Annotated in this window: 18 protein-coding genes; 4 read left to right on the forward strand and 14 right to left on the reverse strand. The window is 64.8% G+C overall.

The features are described 5' to 3' along the window. Window positions 1-23 precede the first annotated feature (23 nt). Together R2669_RS13535 and R2669_RS13540 are read left to right on the forward strand one after the other, a co-directional pair. Entirely contained in the window at window positions 24-236 is a 213-nt protein-coding gene (locus tag R2669_RS13535; protein WP_147215063.1) for a zf-HC2 domain-containing protein, read from the forward strand. Then, window positions 233-448: a cysteine-rich CWC family protein gene (locus R2669_RS13540; RefSeq protein WP_147215061.1), complete on the forward strand. Its 216-nt coding sequence runs from the start codon at window positions 233-235 to the stop codon at window positions 446-448. The genes R2669_RS13535 and R2669_RS13540 overlap by 4 nt, the downstream gene beginning before the upstream one ends. On the opposite strand, the gene R2669_RS13545 is transcribed toward R2669_RS13540, so the two are convergent. Then, window positions 449-670, reverse strand: coding sequence for a hypothetical protein (locus R2669_RS13545; RefSeq protein ID WP_316888968.1), 222 nt, complete (start codon window positions 668-670; stop codon window positions 449-451). Between the two features lie 46 nt (window positions 671-716). Then, entirely contained in the window at window positions 717-1,211 is a 495-nt protein-coding gene (locus R2669_RS13550) for a copper chaperone PCu(A)C (protein WP_430708795.1), read from the reverse strand. Between the two features lie 144 nt (window positions 1,212-1,355). Between R2669_RS13550 and R2669_RS13555 the strand changes: the two genes are divergently transcribed. Both R2669_RS13555 and R2669_RS13560 read left to right on the forward strand, forming a co-directional pair. Further along, the gene (locus R2669_RS13555; RefSeq protein ID WP_147215058.1) at window positions 1,356-2,702 is read left to right on the forward strand and encodes an ATP-binding protein; all 1,347 of its coding nucleotides are present in this window, start codon (window positions 1,356-1,358) and stop codon (window positions 2,700-2,702) included. A 48-nt stretch (window positions 2,703-2,750) separates the two neighbouring features. Next, window positions 2,751-3,329: a response regulator transcription factor gene (locus R2669_RS13560; RefSeq protein ID WP_024977037.1), complete on the forward strand. Its 579-nt coding sequence runs from the start codon at window positions 2,751-2,753 to the stop codon at window positions 3,327-3,329. A gap of 31 nt (window positions 3,330-3,360) precedes the next feature. Here the strand turns inward: R2669_RS13560 and R2669_RS13565 are convergent, their stop codons facing one another. From R2669_RS13565 to R2669_RS13620, 12 genes are all read right to left on the reverse strand, one after another. Continuing rightward, entirely contained in the window at window positions 3,361-3,564 is a 204-nt protein-coding gene (locus R2669_RS13565; RefSeq protein ID WP_024977038.1) for a CsbD family protein, read from the reverse strand. Window positions 3,565-3,643: 79 nt separating this feature from the next. Beyond that, complete coding sequence (locus R2669_RS13570; RefSeq protein ID WP_147215056.1) at window positions 3,644-4,258, reverse strand: hypothetical protein; 615 nt, start codon at window positions 4,256-4,258, stop codon at window positions 3,644-3,646. 214 nt (window positions 4,259-4,472) lie between these two features. Beyond that, a complete protein-coding gene (gene hslU, locus R2669_RS13575) occupies window positions 4,473-5,804 on the reverse strand; it encodes an ATP-dependent protease ATPase subunit HslU (RefSeq protein ID WP_316900596.1) in 1,332 nt (443 codons plus the stop codon). Between the two features lie 26 nt (window positions 5,805-5,830). Beyond that, window positions 5,831-6,367, reverse strand: a complete 537-nt coding sequence (gene hslV / locus R2669_RS13580) for an ATP-dependent protease subunit HslV (protein WP_015856093.1) — start codon at window positions 6,365-6,367, stop codon at window positions 5,831-5,833. A 156-nt stretch (window positions 6,368-6,523) separates the two neighbouring features. Next, a complete protein-coding gene (locus tag R2669_RS13585; RefSeq protein ID WP_316900598.1) occupies window positions 6,524-8,125 on the reverse strand; it encodes an ABC transporter substrate-binding protein in 1,602 nt (533 codons plus the stop codon). 100 nt (window positions 8,126-8,225) lie between these two features. Continuing rightward, entirely contained in the window at window positions 8,226-9,533 is a 1,308-nt protein-coding gene (gene zigA, locus R2669_RS13590) for a zinc metallochaperone GTPase ZigA (RefSeq protein ID WP_316900600.1), read from the reverse strand. Window positions 9,534-9,632: 99 nt separating this feature from the next. Next, the gene (gene dksA / locus R2669_RS13595) at window positions 9,633-10,052 is read right to left on the reverse strand and encodes an RNA polymerase-binding protein DksA (protein ID WP_024977044.1); all 420 of its coding nucleotides are present in this window, start codon (window positions 10,050-10,052) and stop codon (window positions 9,633-9,635) included. Between the two features lie 421 nt (window positions 10,053-10,473). Continuing rightward, window positions 10,474-11,559: a CobW family GTP-binding protein gene (locus R2669_RS13600; protein ID WP_027678670.1), complete on the reverse strand. Its 1,086-nt coding sequence runs from the start codon at window positions 11,557-11,559 to the stop codon at window positions 10,474-10,476. After that, entirely contained in the window at window positions 11,547-12,074 is a 528-nt protein-coding gene (locus tag R2669_RS13605; protein WP_316900602.1) for a Fur family transcriptional regulator, read from the reverse strand. The genes R2669_RS13600 and R2669_RS13605 overlap by 13 nt, the downstream gene beginning before the upstream one ends. A 96-nt stretch (window positions 12,075-12,170) precedes the next feature. After that, on the reverse strand, window positions 12,171-13,409 hold the full coding sequence (locus tag R2669_RS13610) for a lactonase family protein (protein WP_316900604.1): 1,239 nt from the start codon (window positions 13,407-13,409) through the stop codon (window positions 12,171-12,173). 12 nt (window positions 13,410-13,421) lie between these two features. Further along, complete coding sequence (locus R2669_RS13615) at window positions 13,422-14,948, reverse strand: FAD-binding oxidoreductase (protein ID WP_316900606.1); 1,527 nt, start codon at window positions 14,946-14,948, stop codon at window positions 13,422-13,424. 132 nt (window positions 14,949-15,080) lie between these two features. Then, window positions 15,081-15,599, reverse strand: a complete 519-nt coding sequence (locus tag R2669_RS13620) for a metal-dependent hydrolase (RefSeq protein ID WP_316900865.1) — start codon at window positions 15,597-15,599, stop codon at window positions 15,081-15,083. Between the last annotated feature and the right edge of the window lie 75 nt (window positions 15,600-15,674).

Genomic DNA, 15,674 nt, shown 5'->3' on the forward strand with positions numbered 1-15,674 from the left:
AAGCCGCATCACAGAGAACAACCATGCCGAACCGCTGGGGACTGCCCACCTGCAAAGAAGCCCACCGCATGCTGGTGTCGAAGATGGACCGCGACCTCTCCACAGGCGAGCGGCTACGCTTGCGCGTACATCTGTTTGCCTGCGATGCGTGTACGCGGTTCTCGCATCAGATGGGTTTTTTGCGCCAGGCGATGCACAAGCTTGGGCAAGACGAAGACGGGAGCAGCCAAGGGTGACCTCGTCTGCCGCCAACACGGTATGCGCGGTCTGCGGCGCACAGATGCGCTGCGGAGCGATCGGCGACGGTAAGCAGCCCGACGCGACGTGCTGGTGCATGACCGAAGAAACGCTGCCGGCCAGCGCGCGGCGCCCCGGGCAGGGCTGTCGCTGCCAGCGTTGCCTGCGCGAAGCGATTGCGCAGGCGCGGGCAGCGTCTGAAGCGACCTGATCAGTCTTTGTCTTGGCTGTCGTCGTCCAGCGTGCGGAGGGCGCGGCGGACCTCGGCCCGGCCGCGCTGGCGCTCTGCGTGACCGCCTTCGGTGTGGGCGCCGGCCTTGCGGCCGCGGGCAAGCGGCACGAGAACGTTGCGCGGGCGCGCAGTGCCGGCCTTCGTTGAAGGCTCGATGCGGAACGTCAGTTTCTGGCGAGTGCCCAGTGTCTTGTTAGCCATGGGAATGCTCCCTTGCTTGGCTTGAAGCGACACTCGCCGCAAGCCATCAATGTTTGTGTTCGCCGCCGTGGTTCATGGCGGGCATGTTGCCGGCGGTCAGGTCGCGCACACGCGCCTCGACCTTCTGCTCGACGACGCGCTTGTCGGCCAGCTCCACCTTCAGCGTGAGCGGCACGGTGGCGTCCTTGGCGAGCGGCTGCTTGAGGTCCATGAGCATCACGTGGTAGCCGCCCGGCTTGAGCTGCACCGTCTGGCCCTTCGGCAGCTCCAGCGACTGGACGGCGCGCATGCGCATGACGTTGCCTTCCATCTTCATCTCGTGAATCTCGGCCGTGCCGGCCACGGGCGTCGACACGCCCACCACCTTGGCGCCGTCGGCCGATTGCAGCGTCATGAACGCGCCGCTGGACGTCTGGCCTGGCACAGTGCCGCGCACCCAGGCGTCCTGCACCGTGACCTGTGCGAACGCGGCGGCGCTGGCAAGCAGGCCAGCAGCAAGCACAGCCAGACAAGCGGAAGAACGGATCGATCGGGACGTCATCATCAAGGGCTCCTGTCGGGACAAACGTGCTGCGCATTAAAGCACAGCGTTTGTGGGGAGATAGGTTGGGTGCACAATTGTGCGGCTGATTGACGCATCGCCGCACGGAGAACCGCGCGGTGCGCACGTTTACACTTGTCCACCATGCTTTCCACCCTGTCTCTTGCCGCGCCACTGCTGGACGCATCCAGTCTACGCCGCCTCTTCTGGCTGCGATGGAGCCTGCTGGCCACCCAGCTGGTCCTGATGCTGCTCGCGCCGCTGGTGTTTGGCGTGCAGCTGCCGGTGGTGCCGCTGCTGAGCGTGATGGGCCTGCACGCGCTGTTCAACCTGCTCACCGGATGGCGGGTGCGGCGCAACCGGCCCGTGCAGCATATCGAGATCACCGTTCAACTGCTGGTGGACCTGACCGCGCTGTCCGCCCTGCTGTATTTCACGGGCGGCGCGACCAACCCGTTCGTCTCGTTCTACCTGCCGGCGCTGGCGATTGCTGCGGCCATGCTGCCGATTGCACACGTGGTGGGCCTGACGCTCTACGCGCTGGCCGCCTACAGCATGATGCTCGGCAACTACATCCCGCTGAAGCTGGCAAACCAGGCCGATGCGGTGGCGTATCACCTGGCCGGCATGTGGATCGACTTCGTGGCCAGCAGCGCGATGATCGCCGGCTTTACGGCGCGCCTGTCCGCCGCACTGCGCGAGAGCGAAGCGCAGCTGACCGAAGCACGCGAGCGACTGCTGCGCGAGCAACGCATCGAAGCCTTGATGTCGCAAGGCGCGAGCGTGGCGCACGAGATGGGCACCCCGTTGTCTACGGTGGCCGTCATCACCGGCGAGCTGCAGCACGACGCGAAGCAGCCCGATTCTCCGCTCGGCCCGTACCGCGAAGACCTGCGCGCCATCGAACAGCAGCTCGAACTGTGCCGCGCCGCCCTGGCGCGCCTGCAGCGCAAACCCAGCGACGGCGGGCCCGAACCGCTTGGCCAATGGCTTCCGGATTTCACGCAGACATGGCAGTTGCGGCATCCGGACATCCGCCTTCACACGGAGACGTCGCCTGCCGCGCAAGCGGTGGCGTTGGATGCAGTGAACGTCGGCCAGATCCTGACCATCCTGTTGGACAACGCCGCCCGCAGCCAGCACCACGCCGGGCGCGACCTCGTGCCGCTGCTGCTGACCGCCAAGATCGACGCCAACCCGGACGTGCTCCGCGATATGCCGCCGCAGATCGTGCTGTCGATCGTGGATACGGGGTTGGGTCTGCCGGAAGACCTGCGGACGTCGCTCGGCCGCACACCGGTGCCCAGCCGCCACGGCGGTCACGGCATCGGACTGTACCTGGCCTCGACCACCGCGCGCCGCCTGGGTGGTACCGTGGTGCTGCGTCCGAACCCGCCGCAAGGCGCCATTGCCGAACTCCGACTGCCGGTCGGCGGTCCGATGGAACACGCGGCCGCGCCCATCATGGGCGCGCCCACCCTCTTCACATAACGAGACGGCCTGACGCAGCCCCGTGCGCGTACGGCCCCGGAGAACACCATGCAGCAGCCCGCCCCCTTTCTGATCCTCGACGACGACGATGTCTTTGCGCAGACACTGGCGCGCGCGCTCACGCGGCGCGGCTTTGCTCCGCAGATCGCCCACACCGGCGGCGAGGCGTTGGCCCTGGCGCGCCAGACGCGGTTCTCGTATGTCACCGTCGATCTGCATTTGGCCGCCAGCGACAAGGGCCTGATGCCCCATGGCGGCACGGATTCCGGCCTGCATTGGATTGCCCCGCTGCGCCAGGCGCTACCCGACGCGCGCATGCTGATCCTCACGGGCTACGCGAGCATTGCCACGGCCGTGCAGGCGGTCAAGCTCGGGGCTGACGAATACCTGGCCAAGCCGGCCAATGTCGATTCGATTCTGCTTGCGCTGCAGGTGGGCGTGTCTGAAGCCGTGGCCGAGCAGACCATGGAAAACCCAGCACCGCTGTCCGTCGCGCGCCTGGAGTGGGAGCACATCCAACGCGTGCTGGCTGAACACGGCGGCAATATCTCCGCCACGGCGCGGGCGCTGAACATGCACCGGCGCACGCTGCAGCGCAAGCTGGGCAAGCGACCGGTCGCCAAATAAGCGCCGGCCGCGAGGCTACATCAGCGCGGCATCACCAGCGGGTGTCGCGCTCCCACGCCTTGAGTTCGTCTTCGGCGCGCTCCTTCGTGTAGCCGTAACGTTCCTGGATCTTGCCGGCAAGCTGGTCGCGCTTGCCGCGGATCACGGTCAGGTCATCGTCGGTGAGCTGGCCCCACTTCTCCTTGACCTTGCCCTTGGCTTGATCCCATTTACCTTCGATCTGGTCCCAGTTCATACGTCCTCCGTTGCGAGTGAGAGATTGAAACAAAACATGGGCGACCCGCAGGCCGCCCGTGTCGACCTTTCAGGGTGGCTTACTTCTTGAACTTGGCAGCCACGTCGTTCTGGCACTTCGTCTTGGCATCGCCCGACATGGCGTCGCAGCGCTCCTTCGCGGCCTTGTAATTGGCGTCGTTGGTGTCCTTGACGGCATCGCGGCGCGCTTCGCTTACGTCCTTGGCATCGCCGGTAGCCTTGGCATGGCTCACTTCGTCGCCGGCCTTGGCACGCGTGTAGGCAGCCTTCGCGTCCTTCACACAGGTGTCCTTTTCGTTGCCCTTCATGGCATCGCACTTCGTCTTGGCGACGTCGTAGTCGGCCTCCGCCTTTTCCTTGGCGGCGCGGTTGCGGGCGGCTTCAGTGCCATCGCGCTCCACCATCGCGTTGGCTTTGGCGACGTTGTAATCGCCCTTGGCCTGCGCGCGGCAGACGTCGCGGTCATTGCCCTTCATCGCATCGCACTTGTCCTTGGCGGCCTTGTAATTGGCATCGGCTTGTTTGACGGCACTGTCGTAAGCGGCGCGCTTGGCATCGTTCGGTGCGGAGGCACCGGCGGGGCCGGTCGGCGCGGGAGTAAGTTGGGCATGGGCAATGCCCAACGGGGCGCAGGCGAGCACGCAACACAGGGCCAGGCGTTGGATCGGTTTCATACGCTTCTCTCCTTGTCGTGATTGGAATCGCGCACGCCAGGTGCGCGGCGCGCATTGTCTGTGCGGCACCACCTTCTTCAGCAGATAACGGACCCGACTCCGGGTGATCCTGAGCAAACCCTTGCTGCGCCTAGGTTTGCCGCCCTCCAAACGAAACGGGCCGCATCGTCTCCGATGCGGCCCGAAATGCATATGGAATGCGTTGCTTACATGCTTACAGCACGTAGCGCGACAGATCTTCGTTGCCCGACAGCTCGTTCAAGCGCTCGTCGACGTACGCGGCGTCGATGGTCACGGTCTCGCCTGACGATTTGTGCGCGTGGAACGACAGATCTTCAAGCAGCCGCTCCATCACCGTGTACAAGCGGCGCGCGCCGATGTTCTCGACCTTCTCGTTGACCGAGCAGGCGATCTCCGCCAAGCGGCGGATACCGTCTTCCGCAAACACAAGGTCGACACCTTCCGTCTTCAGCAGTGCCTGATATTGCTTGGTCAGACTCGCGTCCGTCTGCGTGAGAATCGCCCGGAAATCCTCAACCGACAGCGAATCCAGCTCCACGCGAATCGGGAAACGGCCCTGCAGTTCGGGAATCAGATCGCTCGGCTTGGACAGATGAAACGCGCCCGACGCGATGAACAGGATGTGATCGGTCTTGATCATCCCGTACTTCGTGTTGACGGTCGTACCTTCCACCAGCGGCAGCAAGTCACGCTGCACGCCCTGGCGCGATACCTCGCCGCCGCCGTATTCGCTGCGGCTCGCGATCTTGTCGATCTCGTCCAGGAACACGATGCCGTTCTGCTCGACGTTGGCGACCGCCTTCTGCTTCAGCTCATCTTCGTTCACGAGCTTCGCGGCTTCTTCGTCGATCAGCAGCTTGAAGGCTTCCTTCACCTTCATCTTGCGACGGTTCTTCTTGCCCTGGCCCAGGCCCGCGAACATCGAGCGGATCTGCTCGGTCATGTCTTCCATGCCGGGCGGCCCCATGATGTCCATGCTGGGCACGCCGGCCGACACTTCCAGTTCGATTTCCTTATCGTCGAGCTGGCCTTCGCGCAGTTTCTTGCGGAAGGTCTGGCGCGCGGTCGAATCCTTCTCTTCTGGCTGCGCAAAGCCGATATCGCGCGGCGGCGGGATCAGCACGTCAAGAATGCGGTCTTCGGCTGCATCTTCGGCCTTGGCGCGCACCTTCTTCATCTCGGATTCGCGCGTCTGCTTGACGGCCATCTCGGCGAGATCGCGCACGATGGTGTCGACGTCACGGCCGACGTAGCCGACCTCCGTGAACTTCGTCGCCTCGATCTTGATGAACGGTGCGTCGGCGAGCTTGGCGAGGCGCCGCGCAATCTCGGTCTTGCCCACGCCGGTCGGCCCGATCATCAGGATGTTCTTGGGCGTGATTTCCTGGCGCAGCGGGTCTCCCACCTGCTGGCGGCGCCAACGGTTGCGCAGCGCCACGGCCACAGCCTTCTTGGCCTTGTGCTGGCCGATGATGTGCTTGTCTAGTTCGGAGACGATTTCCGACGGCGTCATGGTTTCAGACATGGGAATCCTGTCGATGGGGGCGTTCGTTATTCGAGCGTCTCGATCACGAAATTGGTGTTGGTATAGATGCAGAGTTCGCCGGCGATCCGCAGCGATTTTTCCACCACATCGCGCGGGGCGAGGTCGGTGTTCTCCATCAGGGCCTTGGCGGCCGATTGGGCATACGAGCCGCCCGAGCCAATGGCAGCAATGCCGCCTTCGGGGTCCAGCACGTCGCCATTGCCGGTGATGATGAGCGTGGCTTCGCGGTCGGCGACGATCAGCATCGCCTCAAGGTGGCGCAGGGCGCGGTCGGTGCGCCAGTCCTTGGCGAGGTCGACCGCCGAGCGCAGCAAGTTGCCTTGATGCTTCTGCAGCTTGGCTTCAAAACGGTCGAGCAGGGAGAAGGCGTCGGCGGTGGCGCCGGCAAAGCCGACCAGCACCTTGCCGTCGTAGATGGCGCGCACCTTGCGGGCCGAGCCCTTCATGACGATGTTGCCGAGCGTGACCTGCCCGTCGCCGCCGAGCGCAACCTGGTTGCCGCGCCGCACGCTGACGATGGTAGTGCCGTGATACTGTTCCATGCGCTTGTTCCTAGGGTCCGGCTTGGCGCGGCCCCCAGCGGGCCGGCCAAAGAACTTCATACTTGACGCCAGCCCGGAGGATTTCAAGCCTGATTTCCGTCACAACGCACACTTTTTGTGCGCCGGAAATCGCTTCCTACGCCGTTTGCTCCCCGCTTAGCGCGTCACGTCGAAGGCGTAAGTGCGCTCATCAAGACGCGGCATCACCGTATAGCCCTTGCGCGCCGCCCACACGTTGATATTGAAGTAGAGCGGAATCACACCGTCATCGCGCATGCCGATTTCCGTGGCTTCCTGCAGCAGCCGCTCTCGCTTGCTGTCGTCCAGGGTCTGCAGCGCTTCGGTCAGCTTGGCATCGAGCGCCGGGTTCGAATAGCGACCGCGATTGGACGCACCCCAGCCGCGCGCCGGGTCGTACGTCGCCAGCAGCGCTTTCAGGCTGGAACTGGCTTCACCCGTATCCGCACCCCAGCCGGCCTGCAGGAACGAAAAGTCCAGCTTGTTCGCTCGCGTGAAGAATGACGCCGACGGCAGCGTCTCGACCTTGGTGGCAATACCCACCCGCGAAAGCATCGAAGCGACCACCTGCGCGACGCGGTCATCGTTCGGATAACGGTTGTTGGTGGCGTGCAGCGTGATGGCAAAACCGTCAGGGTAGCCGGCCTGGGCCAGCAGTTTCTTCGCTGCGGCCGGGTCTGCCGCAGGTGCATTCAGGCCCGGCACGTGGCCGAACAGCGCGCTGTTCACGAGTTGGCCCGTCGGTTCGGCCGCGCCTTCCATCACGCGGTCGACGATGGCCTGGCGCGAGATCGCCAGCGAGATCGCCTCGCGCACGCGTGCGTCCTTGAGCGGATTCTTCGGCAGTGGCTTGCCTGCCTTGTCGGTCACGAACGGCGACACATCGCGGTTCGAATCCATATGCAGATACATCATGCGGAACACCGGCATCTTGAACACCGTCACCGCCGGGTTGGTCGACAGCTTCTTGATGTCGGAACTCGGCACGTTCTCGATGACCTGCACGTCGCCAGCCAGCAGCGCCGCCACGCGCGGTGCGTCCGCCGTCAAAATGCGCAGCGTCACGTGCTGCCATTGCGGCTTCTTGCCCCAGTAGCCGTCAAAGCGCGCGAGTTCAACGCGATCGCCCCGGCTAAAGGAGACGAACTTGTACGGCCCGGTCCCGACCATGGCGCGGCCGTTGTTGAAGTCGTCTGGGCCAGCTTTTTCCACGGCCTTCTTCGACACCATGTAGATGGTCGACAAATCGTTCGGCACCAGCGGGTACGGGCCGTTCGTGGTGATGCGCACGGTCAGCTTGTCGACGGCCGTCACCTCCTTGAAGCCCCGCGTGTAGATCGTAAACGGCGACGGGCTGTTCTTGATGGTGGCGGGGCGCGCGAGCGAATACACGACATCGGCCGAGGTGAACTCGCTGCCGTCATGGAAGTGCACGCCCGGACGCAGCTTCACCTCCCACACCGTATCGCTCAGGGCTTTCCACGACATGGCGAGGCCGGGCTTCATGCGCATCTTCTCGTCCTTGGCGATCAGCGCCTCGAACATATGCTCGGCAACGTTCGAATTGGGCGTGACGTTGTGGAAGTGCGGATCGAGCGATGTGATGTCGCTCGACAGCCCAATCACCAGCGTGGAGGCCGGCTGGGCATGCGACGCGATCGGCGTGAGCGCCGAAAGCGCCGTGGCAAAAGACAGCGCTGCGACCAGGTTTGCGGCGCGCAGCAGACGCAGGACCGGCATGACGACTCCCCGATGGTTCGTGACGAAAGCAAAACGTTCGGGGATTGTCAGGACCGGACGACGCCGGTGTCAACGTCGATGAAGCAGGGGGTCTGCGTGCTCAGTGATGGTGCCCGCAGTCGCAGTCGTCACCGTGTTGGTGATCGTGATCGTCGTCGCCGTCGTCATCGTCGTGGTCGTCGTAGGCCCACGCCGGGAATGGATCGGGCAGCGCGGCCCACGCTTCGGGCCCGGCGGCCAATTCAGCGTCGGTCAGCAGGCAGGTGTCGAGTTGCGCGATGAGCGCGGCTTCGTCCAGGTCTGTGCCAATGAAGACGAGTTCCTGACGGCGGTCGCCCCACTGCGCGGGCGCACCGTTGTCGTGCATCTTGTCCGCGATGTCTGCACGGGCTTCTTCCTCGTCGGGCCACTCGGCTTCATCGACCGCAGCCCACCAGGCGCCGGCGCCGCCGTGACGCATGACGCCGCCCGCCTGCCCCCAGCTGCCCGCCGTGTCCATCCGCGAAGCGAGCCAGAAATAGCCCTTCGAACGCAGCACGCGACCGTGTTCGCGCAGCCACTCGGTATGCATCAGGTCCCACAGGCGCTGCGGATGAAACGGCACGCGGCGGCGATAGACGAAACTGCCGATGCCGAGCGCCTCGGTCTCCGGCACATGTTCGCCGCGCAGCTCGGCCAGCCACGCAGGCGCCGCCGATGCGGCATCGAAATCGAAACGATGCGTATTGAGGATTTCGTCCAACGGCACCTTGCCGAACGATGCCGGCACGATGCGCGCCCGCGGGTTCAATGAATGCAGGATGCCGGCGAGGCGTTCGCGCTCGGCGTCGCTCACGAGGTCGATCTTGTTGAGCACGATCACGTCACAAAACTCGACCTGTTCGATGAGCAAGTCGACGACAGTGCGATCGTCATCCTCATCACGGGCCTGGCCGCGATCGGACAGAAAATCAGCAGCGTCGTAGTCGGCCAGGAAGTGCTGCGCATCAACGACGGTGACCATGGTGTCCAGGCGCGCGAGGTCCGACAGCACGTCGCCTTCAGCATCTTCAAACGTAAACGTCTCGGCAATCGGCAGCGGCTCGGCCACGCCGGTCGATTCGATGAGCAGATAGTCAAAGCGGTCTTCACGCGCCAGGCGCGCGATCTCGTCGAGCAGGTCTTCGCGCAGCGTGCAGCAGATGCAGCCGTTGGACAGCTCCACCATGCGCTCGTCGGTGCGCGAAAGCTGCGCACTGGTGGCCGTGCCATCGCCCACGAGCTGCGCGTCGATGTTGACGTCCGACAGGTCGTTGACGATCACGGCCACGCGCTTGCCCTCGCGGTTGGCGAGCACGTGGTTGAGCAGCGTGGTCTTGCCGGCGCCCAAAAAGCCGGACAGCACGGTAACGGGAAGCGGACGGGACATGATCAGCGGCCTCGGTTCGTGGCCAAACAAAGCAAACAGCCCGGTGAGTTACCGGGCTGCCAAATCAAATGAATGCGTCAGACAACTGCGACGCGTGCGTCAGTCACCCATCAACTTCTGGCGCTTTTCGCGGCGCTCTTGCGCCTCCAGCGTCAGCGTGGCCGTCGGGCGAGCGAGCAAGCGCGGAATGCCGATCGGCTCGCCGGTTTCGTCGCAATAGCCGTAGTCGTTGGCATCGATGCGGGCGATCGACTGTTCGACCTTCTTGAGCAGCTTGCGCTCGCGATCGCGCGTGCGCAGCTCCAGCGCGTGCTCCTCTTCGATCGTGGCACGGTCTGCCGGGTCCGGCACGATCACGGTCTCGCGCAGGTGCTCGGTGGTCTGGTTGGCGTTCGCGAGAATTTCATCGCGCATTTTTACAAGCCGGTCCTTGAAGAAGGCGAGCTGCGCCTCGTTCATGTAATCCTTGTCGCTCATCTTCAGGATTTCGGCTTCGGTGAGTAGTTTCTTGCTGCTCATGGTTGCTGCAGATGATCCTGGTAAATCGCGCGCCGTCTCGGCTATCGCGTCGTCCTTGCGCGGGGATGCGTCGGACTCATTCTGGCTGGCGGCGGACTTGCCGCCCCGCGCGCCTCCTTTTGCCTCTCCCGCAGCGGCGCCCCCTGCCGCTTTTTTTCGGGTGGCTGGCGCAGCCTGGGCTGCTGCCGACTCCGTTCCGGACTGCCCGGCTCCAACGTTGGCGCCGGGCCCTTCCTTGGTCTTAGTCACCATCGCCTGCTCTCCTATCGGACGTGCTTCGGACGACGTGCTTCTAAATCGACCTATTGTAGCTGAACGATCTTACCCGAACTATCGGAGAAACACGGACACAAAATCCGGCCCGGATTCTGCCTGAAAGCGCGCGGCGGGGCCACCCGAAAGGAGGGTAAAAGCGGCCGGATCAGGCCAGGCAGTTCTCCAATCCTTTCAGAATCGTTTCGCGCGGCAGGTCGACACCAATGAACACCATCCGGTTGGAAGGGGTCTCGCCGTCCCATTTGCCGCCCACATCGCTGCCCATGAGCTGGTGCACGCCCTGGAATACGACCTTGCGGTCGACGCCTTCCATGTACAGCACGCCCTTGTAGCGCAGCAGCTTCTCGCCGTAGATGTTCAGCACGCCAGAGAGAAACTCCTCCAGCTTGGTGTAGTTGAACGGCCGTTCGCTGCGGAAGACGAACGAGGCGATGCGGTCGGTATGGTGCGCATGCCCGTGATGGTGGTGATGGCCGTGACCGTGGTGCTCATGATCGTGGTCGTGATCGTGATCGCAATCGGCCGAGCAGGCGTGGTCATGATCGTGATCGTGGTTGTGATCATGACCGTCTTCGCGCAGGAAGTCGGGGTCGATCTCCAGCTTGGCATTCAGATTGAAGCCGCGCAGATCGAAGATGGTGTCGATCGGCGCGTCGCCAAAATTGGCGGTGCGGATCGGGGCGCGGGGGTTCATGTGCAGCAGGCGGTGGCGGAGCGCGTCCACGTCGTCGGCGGACACCAGATCGCTCTTGGTGATGAAGATGGCGTCGGCAAAGCCCACCTGGCGCTGCGCCTCTTCCTGCTTGTCGAGCTGCATGTTGCCGTGCTTGGCGTCGACCAGCGTGATGACGGCATCCAGCAGGTAGCGGCTGGCGATCTCGTCGTCCATGAAGAACGTCTGGGCAACGGGGCCGGGGTTCGCAACGCCGGTGGTCTCGATGACCACGCGATCGAACTGGATCTGGCCGTTGTCGCGGCGCGTGAGCAAGTCGGACAATCCCTTCACCAGGTCACCCCGGATGGTGCAGCAGATGCAGCCGTTGCTCATCTGCACGATCTGCTCGTTGCCGTCCTGCACGAGGATGTCGTTGTCGATGTTCTCTTCGCCGAACTCGTTTTCGATCACGGCGATCTTCATGCCGTGCTGTTCGGTCAGGATGCGCTTGAGCAGCGTGGTCTTACCGCTGCCGAGAAAGCCCGTAAGGATGGTGACCGGGATCATTTTGGACATGATGCGTTTCCTGTCTTGTGATGGGCCGCCAGATGCGCGCAATCCGCGCAAGCGCCCTTGATGGTGAGTTCGGCATGGTCGGCTGCGAAGCCGGCGGGCAGGGCGGCCTTCGGCATGGCCGGCGGCTCGGCACCCTCCAAGCAGAAGTCGCGCCCGCATTGCGTGCAGTGGAAGTGACTGTGCGAGCGGTGCGCCGCTTCGCGCGCGGCATCGTGCTCGGCCAGGCTGAAGCGGAAGACACGATCGGCCCCGGCCGTCTTGTGGACGATGCCGCCTGCCACGAGCCAATCGAGCACGCGGTAGACCGTCACGCGGTCGATGCCGGAATCGTCCGGCAGCGCATCGCATACCGCCTGGTGCGAGAGCGCATCGGCGCCCTGCATGAGCACAGCGAGCACGCGCACGCGGGGCTCGGTCACACGGCTGCCCAGGCCGCGCAGGCGTGCGCGGGCAGCCTCTTCAGGCGAACTGGGTTGCGAAGTGGCGAGATCGTCGCGCGGGGCCGGGGTATTCATGCGCGGGATTGTCCCACGGGGCGCGGGTTGCTGCAATTGAGTTGCAATTGGGCGGCCTTGCACCGCCCAGAGTTTCTTTTCGCGCGGCGGTAGCGCTTATGCCGCAAATGCCAGACACACCGGCGTCGGCACCTTCGCCACCACCGCCGGCTGGTCCAGCTTGCCGGTCTGGCCGTCGATGCGCAGCCGCAGGATGGTGTCGCCCTTCTGGTTGAGCACGTAGAGGTGGCTGCCGTCGGGCGCCATCGTCATCGCCCGCGGAAAGTGCACGCCCTCGCTCCAGTACTGAAGCGGCGCGAGCTTGCCCGAGGCGTCAATGCTGAAGGCGGCCACGCTGTCGGCCAGCGGGTGGTCGGACTTCAGCTTCCGGTTGCTGGCGTAGAGGAACCGCCCGGACGGGTGCATCAGCAGCTCGGCGCCGCTCTTCTGGCCGGTGTAGTCGGCAGGGGTGGTGAAAATGCGCTGACGCTCTTCCTGCACGTGGCCGGTGGCGGGGTCGTAACCGTGGCAGGCGACCGAGCCTTCCAGTTCGTTGATGACGTAGAGCAGCTTGCCTTGCGGATGCAGCGCCAGGTGGCGCGGGCCGCTGCCGGGCTTGAGCTGCGCGCGGTCACGCGGGGCAAGCTTGCCGCCCTCAATGGCAAACACGTTGATGCGATCGGTGCCCAGGTCGGTGCCGATCACGTGGCCGCCGGTGGTGTCGAACAGCATCATGTGCGCGTGCGGCGCTTCCTGTTCGGGGCGGGGGCCGGAGCCGGTGTCCTTGAAGATGCCGGAGACGGTGCCGAGCTTGCCGTCCTCGCCGATCGGCAGGAGGTTGTACGCGCCGCCGCTGTAGATCGACACGCACAGGTGCTTGCCGTCCGGCGACACGACCACGTGTGCGGGGTTCGTGCCCGACAGCGACAGCGGCTGGCGGTTCAGCAGCGTCAGCTTGCCGTCGCGCGCGTCGATCGCATAGGCCTCGGCGCTGCCGTTCGGCCGGCCTTCATACACCTCAAGCTCGTTGATGGCGTACAGGAACCGCTGATTCGGGTGCACGGCCAGGAACGACGGATTCGCGCTTTCGACGACCTGCACCTGCGTCCATGCATCGCCGCGGGGCGCCAGCACATAGATGCCGCGTGCGGCGGGGCCACCGGCGGTGCCGCCCGGCGCATTGAACGTGTACGTGCCGACATAGGCAAAGCGGGGAGGGCGTGCATTGCCTGCGGGCTGCGCGCCCGACGCGGCAGGTTGCTCGGCCGCCTGGGCCATGACGGTTTTGGGAAGAGCGCCCAGCAAAGGCAAGCTACCGGTCCACTGCATGAAAGTTCGACGAAGACGATTGGTCATGGGAGGGCTCCATCAAACACGCACGGACATGGCGTGGTGGAAGATGTTGTTCGGATCATACCGGCGCTTCACATCCTGCAGAAACGCGTACAAGTCGCCGCTGCCGTAGTAGAGCTGCGGCCAGAACGGGTAGGCGAGCATGTCGACGTCGGGGTAGTTGATGTAGCAGCCCTCGTACCGGTCGCCTGGGTACGGCGTGCCGCTGTGCGGCGCAGGCACATCGGGCGCGCCATAGACATCGCGGTAGAAATCGCTGATCCAGCGCAGGTGGCCGGCGTCATCTGCCGCGGAGGTCCAATACGTCTGGTACTGCAGCTTCATGATCGACGCCCGCTGCGGCACGGCGGTGTCGCCAATGCGCTCGGCCTTGTTGACCGCGCCGCCGTACGAATCGACCTGCAGCAACGACTGGCTCAGATCGACGCCCGGCATCGTCCGCGTGAGGTGGGCGTAGATGCGCTGCGCCTCGCGTGCCGTGAAGCCGCGCTTCATGTAGGCCGACTTGTACTTGCCGCGCTGATTGGCCCCCGAGCCGTTCAGATACTGCGTGGCCGTCAGCCAGTCGTATTGGACGATGGTGTGCGGCTTGGAGCAGAGCAGTTGCCCCACGCCCTGCCTGTGCGCGGGGCCGTAGCCGGGCGGGCGCCCCTTGACCGGCGTCGGCGCGCAAGCCTGGAAGCGGTTCAGAAAATCGTTGAGGACGGAGAGATCGCGGCACGTGCCATCCGGGTTGCAGAACTGCGTGAGCAGCACGATCTGCCCCGACGATTTGTGCGTGAGTTTGAGCAGCGAGAACATGCCCCACGTGTCCGGATCCTTGCCGCGCGTCTCCCAGTATTCGCCGTAGATGCGCAGCAGTTCGGCAAAGCGCTGCGGTGTCATGGTCGCCCAGTCGAACGCCACGGTGGCAAGCGCCACTTCCTGCGGCGCCTCGGGCAGCTTGGCGAAGGTGTAGCCCGTGATGACGCCGAAGTTGCCGCCGCCCGCGCCGCGGCACGCACGGAACAGATCCGGATCATGCGCCGCATCCACCGTGCGCGCAGCGGCCTTACCTGTCTTGTCGACCGTGACGATGTCCACGGCCGAGAGCCAATCCACCGTCAGCCCCTGCAGCCGCGAAAGCAGCCCGTACCCGCCGCCGCAGATATGCCCGCCCGCGCCCACCGAATAGCAGGAGCCGCCCGGCAGCGTTACGTTGCGGCGCTTGTACAGCTCCAGGTAGCCGTTCCAGTTCTGCGTGCCGGCCGGAATGCGCACCGCCCCGTCGGCACGCACTTCGGGCGTGGCGAGCAGGCTCAGGTCGACGATCGTGCCGTCGGGGTTGTTGGAGACGAAATCCTCGTAGCAATGTCCGCCGCTGCGCACGGTCGGGCGCTGGCCCGCGTTGATGATGCGCTGCACGGCGGGCGCCACATCGTCGGGCTTTTCAATGAGGGCGATGCGGCTCGCGGCCTGCGCGTCCGTCGACGGCCAGCGCAGGTTGAAGCCATGTTTGAGCGTGTTGTAGCGAGGGTCTTTGCGCGTCACATCCAGTGTCATCGACGACTCCCGGTGAGGGCGTTTGCGCAACGCTTGCGCAAACGGAGTTGGATTCGGACGCGTGGCGTCCGGCGGTTCCAACTTAGTCGTTCGCGGGCCCGGCTTCCATCAGACGATGTCGAGGCGATCGGCTCATCGCGCCACGTGGGCGAACCAACCCACCACCCGCGTTGCCGTCGCCGCCCACAGCGGCCGCACCAGCCAGCATGCCGCGACCCACGCCAGCGTCACCACGATCAGGTCGCAGCGGCCGCTCTTCCACAGGTTCAGCGAATGGCGCCCCCAGATCCAGGGCACACCCAGCGGATTGGGCCAGTCCGCCAGCAGGTGCATCAGCCCACCGCACGCGAAGCCGAACAGCAGCGGCGCCCACAGGTGCGCATGGCCGAGCGCCTGGTATGACAGAACAAGCACCGCCACCCAGCCGATGCCCCAATGGGTGGCGGTGCGGTGCGTGATCCAGAGCCGGCGCGCACGGGTCCACCAAGCCACCTCCATCCAGTCGGGCGCGGTGCTGCCGGCCACCGCCGCGCAAAACGCCAGGAGGCTGCCGAGATGTTCGAGGGAAGTGTGCGAAGCCTGTGCGACGAGGGTGGCGGCAATCAGGCCTGCTGCCCAACCCGTCGCGTGATGGGCAGCGTTGGAAGCCATCGACGTGATGCGGAAAACGGAGGACCGCATCTTCGCAATGGCGGCTTGCCGGGACAAGCCAAAAATTGCGACAAA

Origin of the sequence: Ralstonia edaphi (assembly GCF_958350185.1) — a bacterium.
In the GTDB taxonomy this organism is placed as follows: domain Bacteria; phylum Pseudomonadota; class Gammaproteobacteria; order Burkholderiales; family Burkholderiaceae; genus Ralstonia; species Ralstonia edaphi.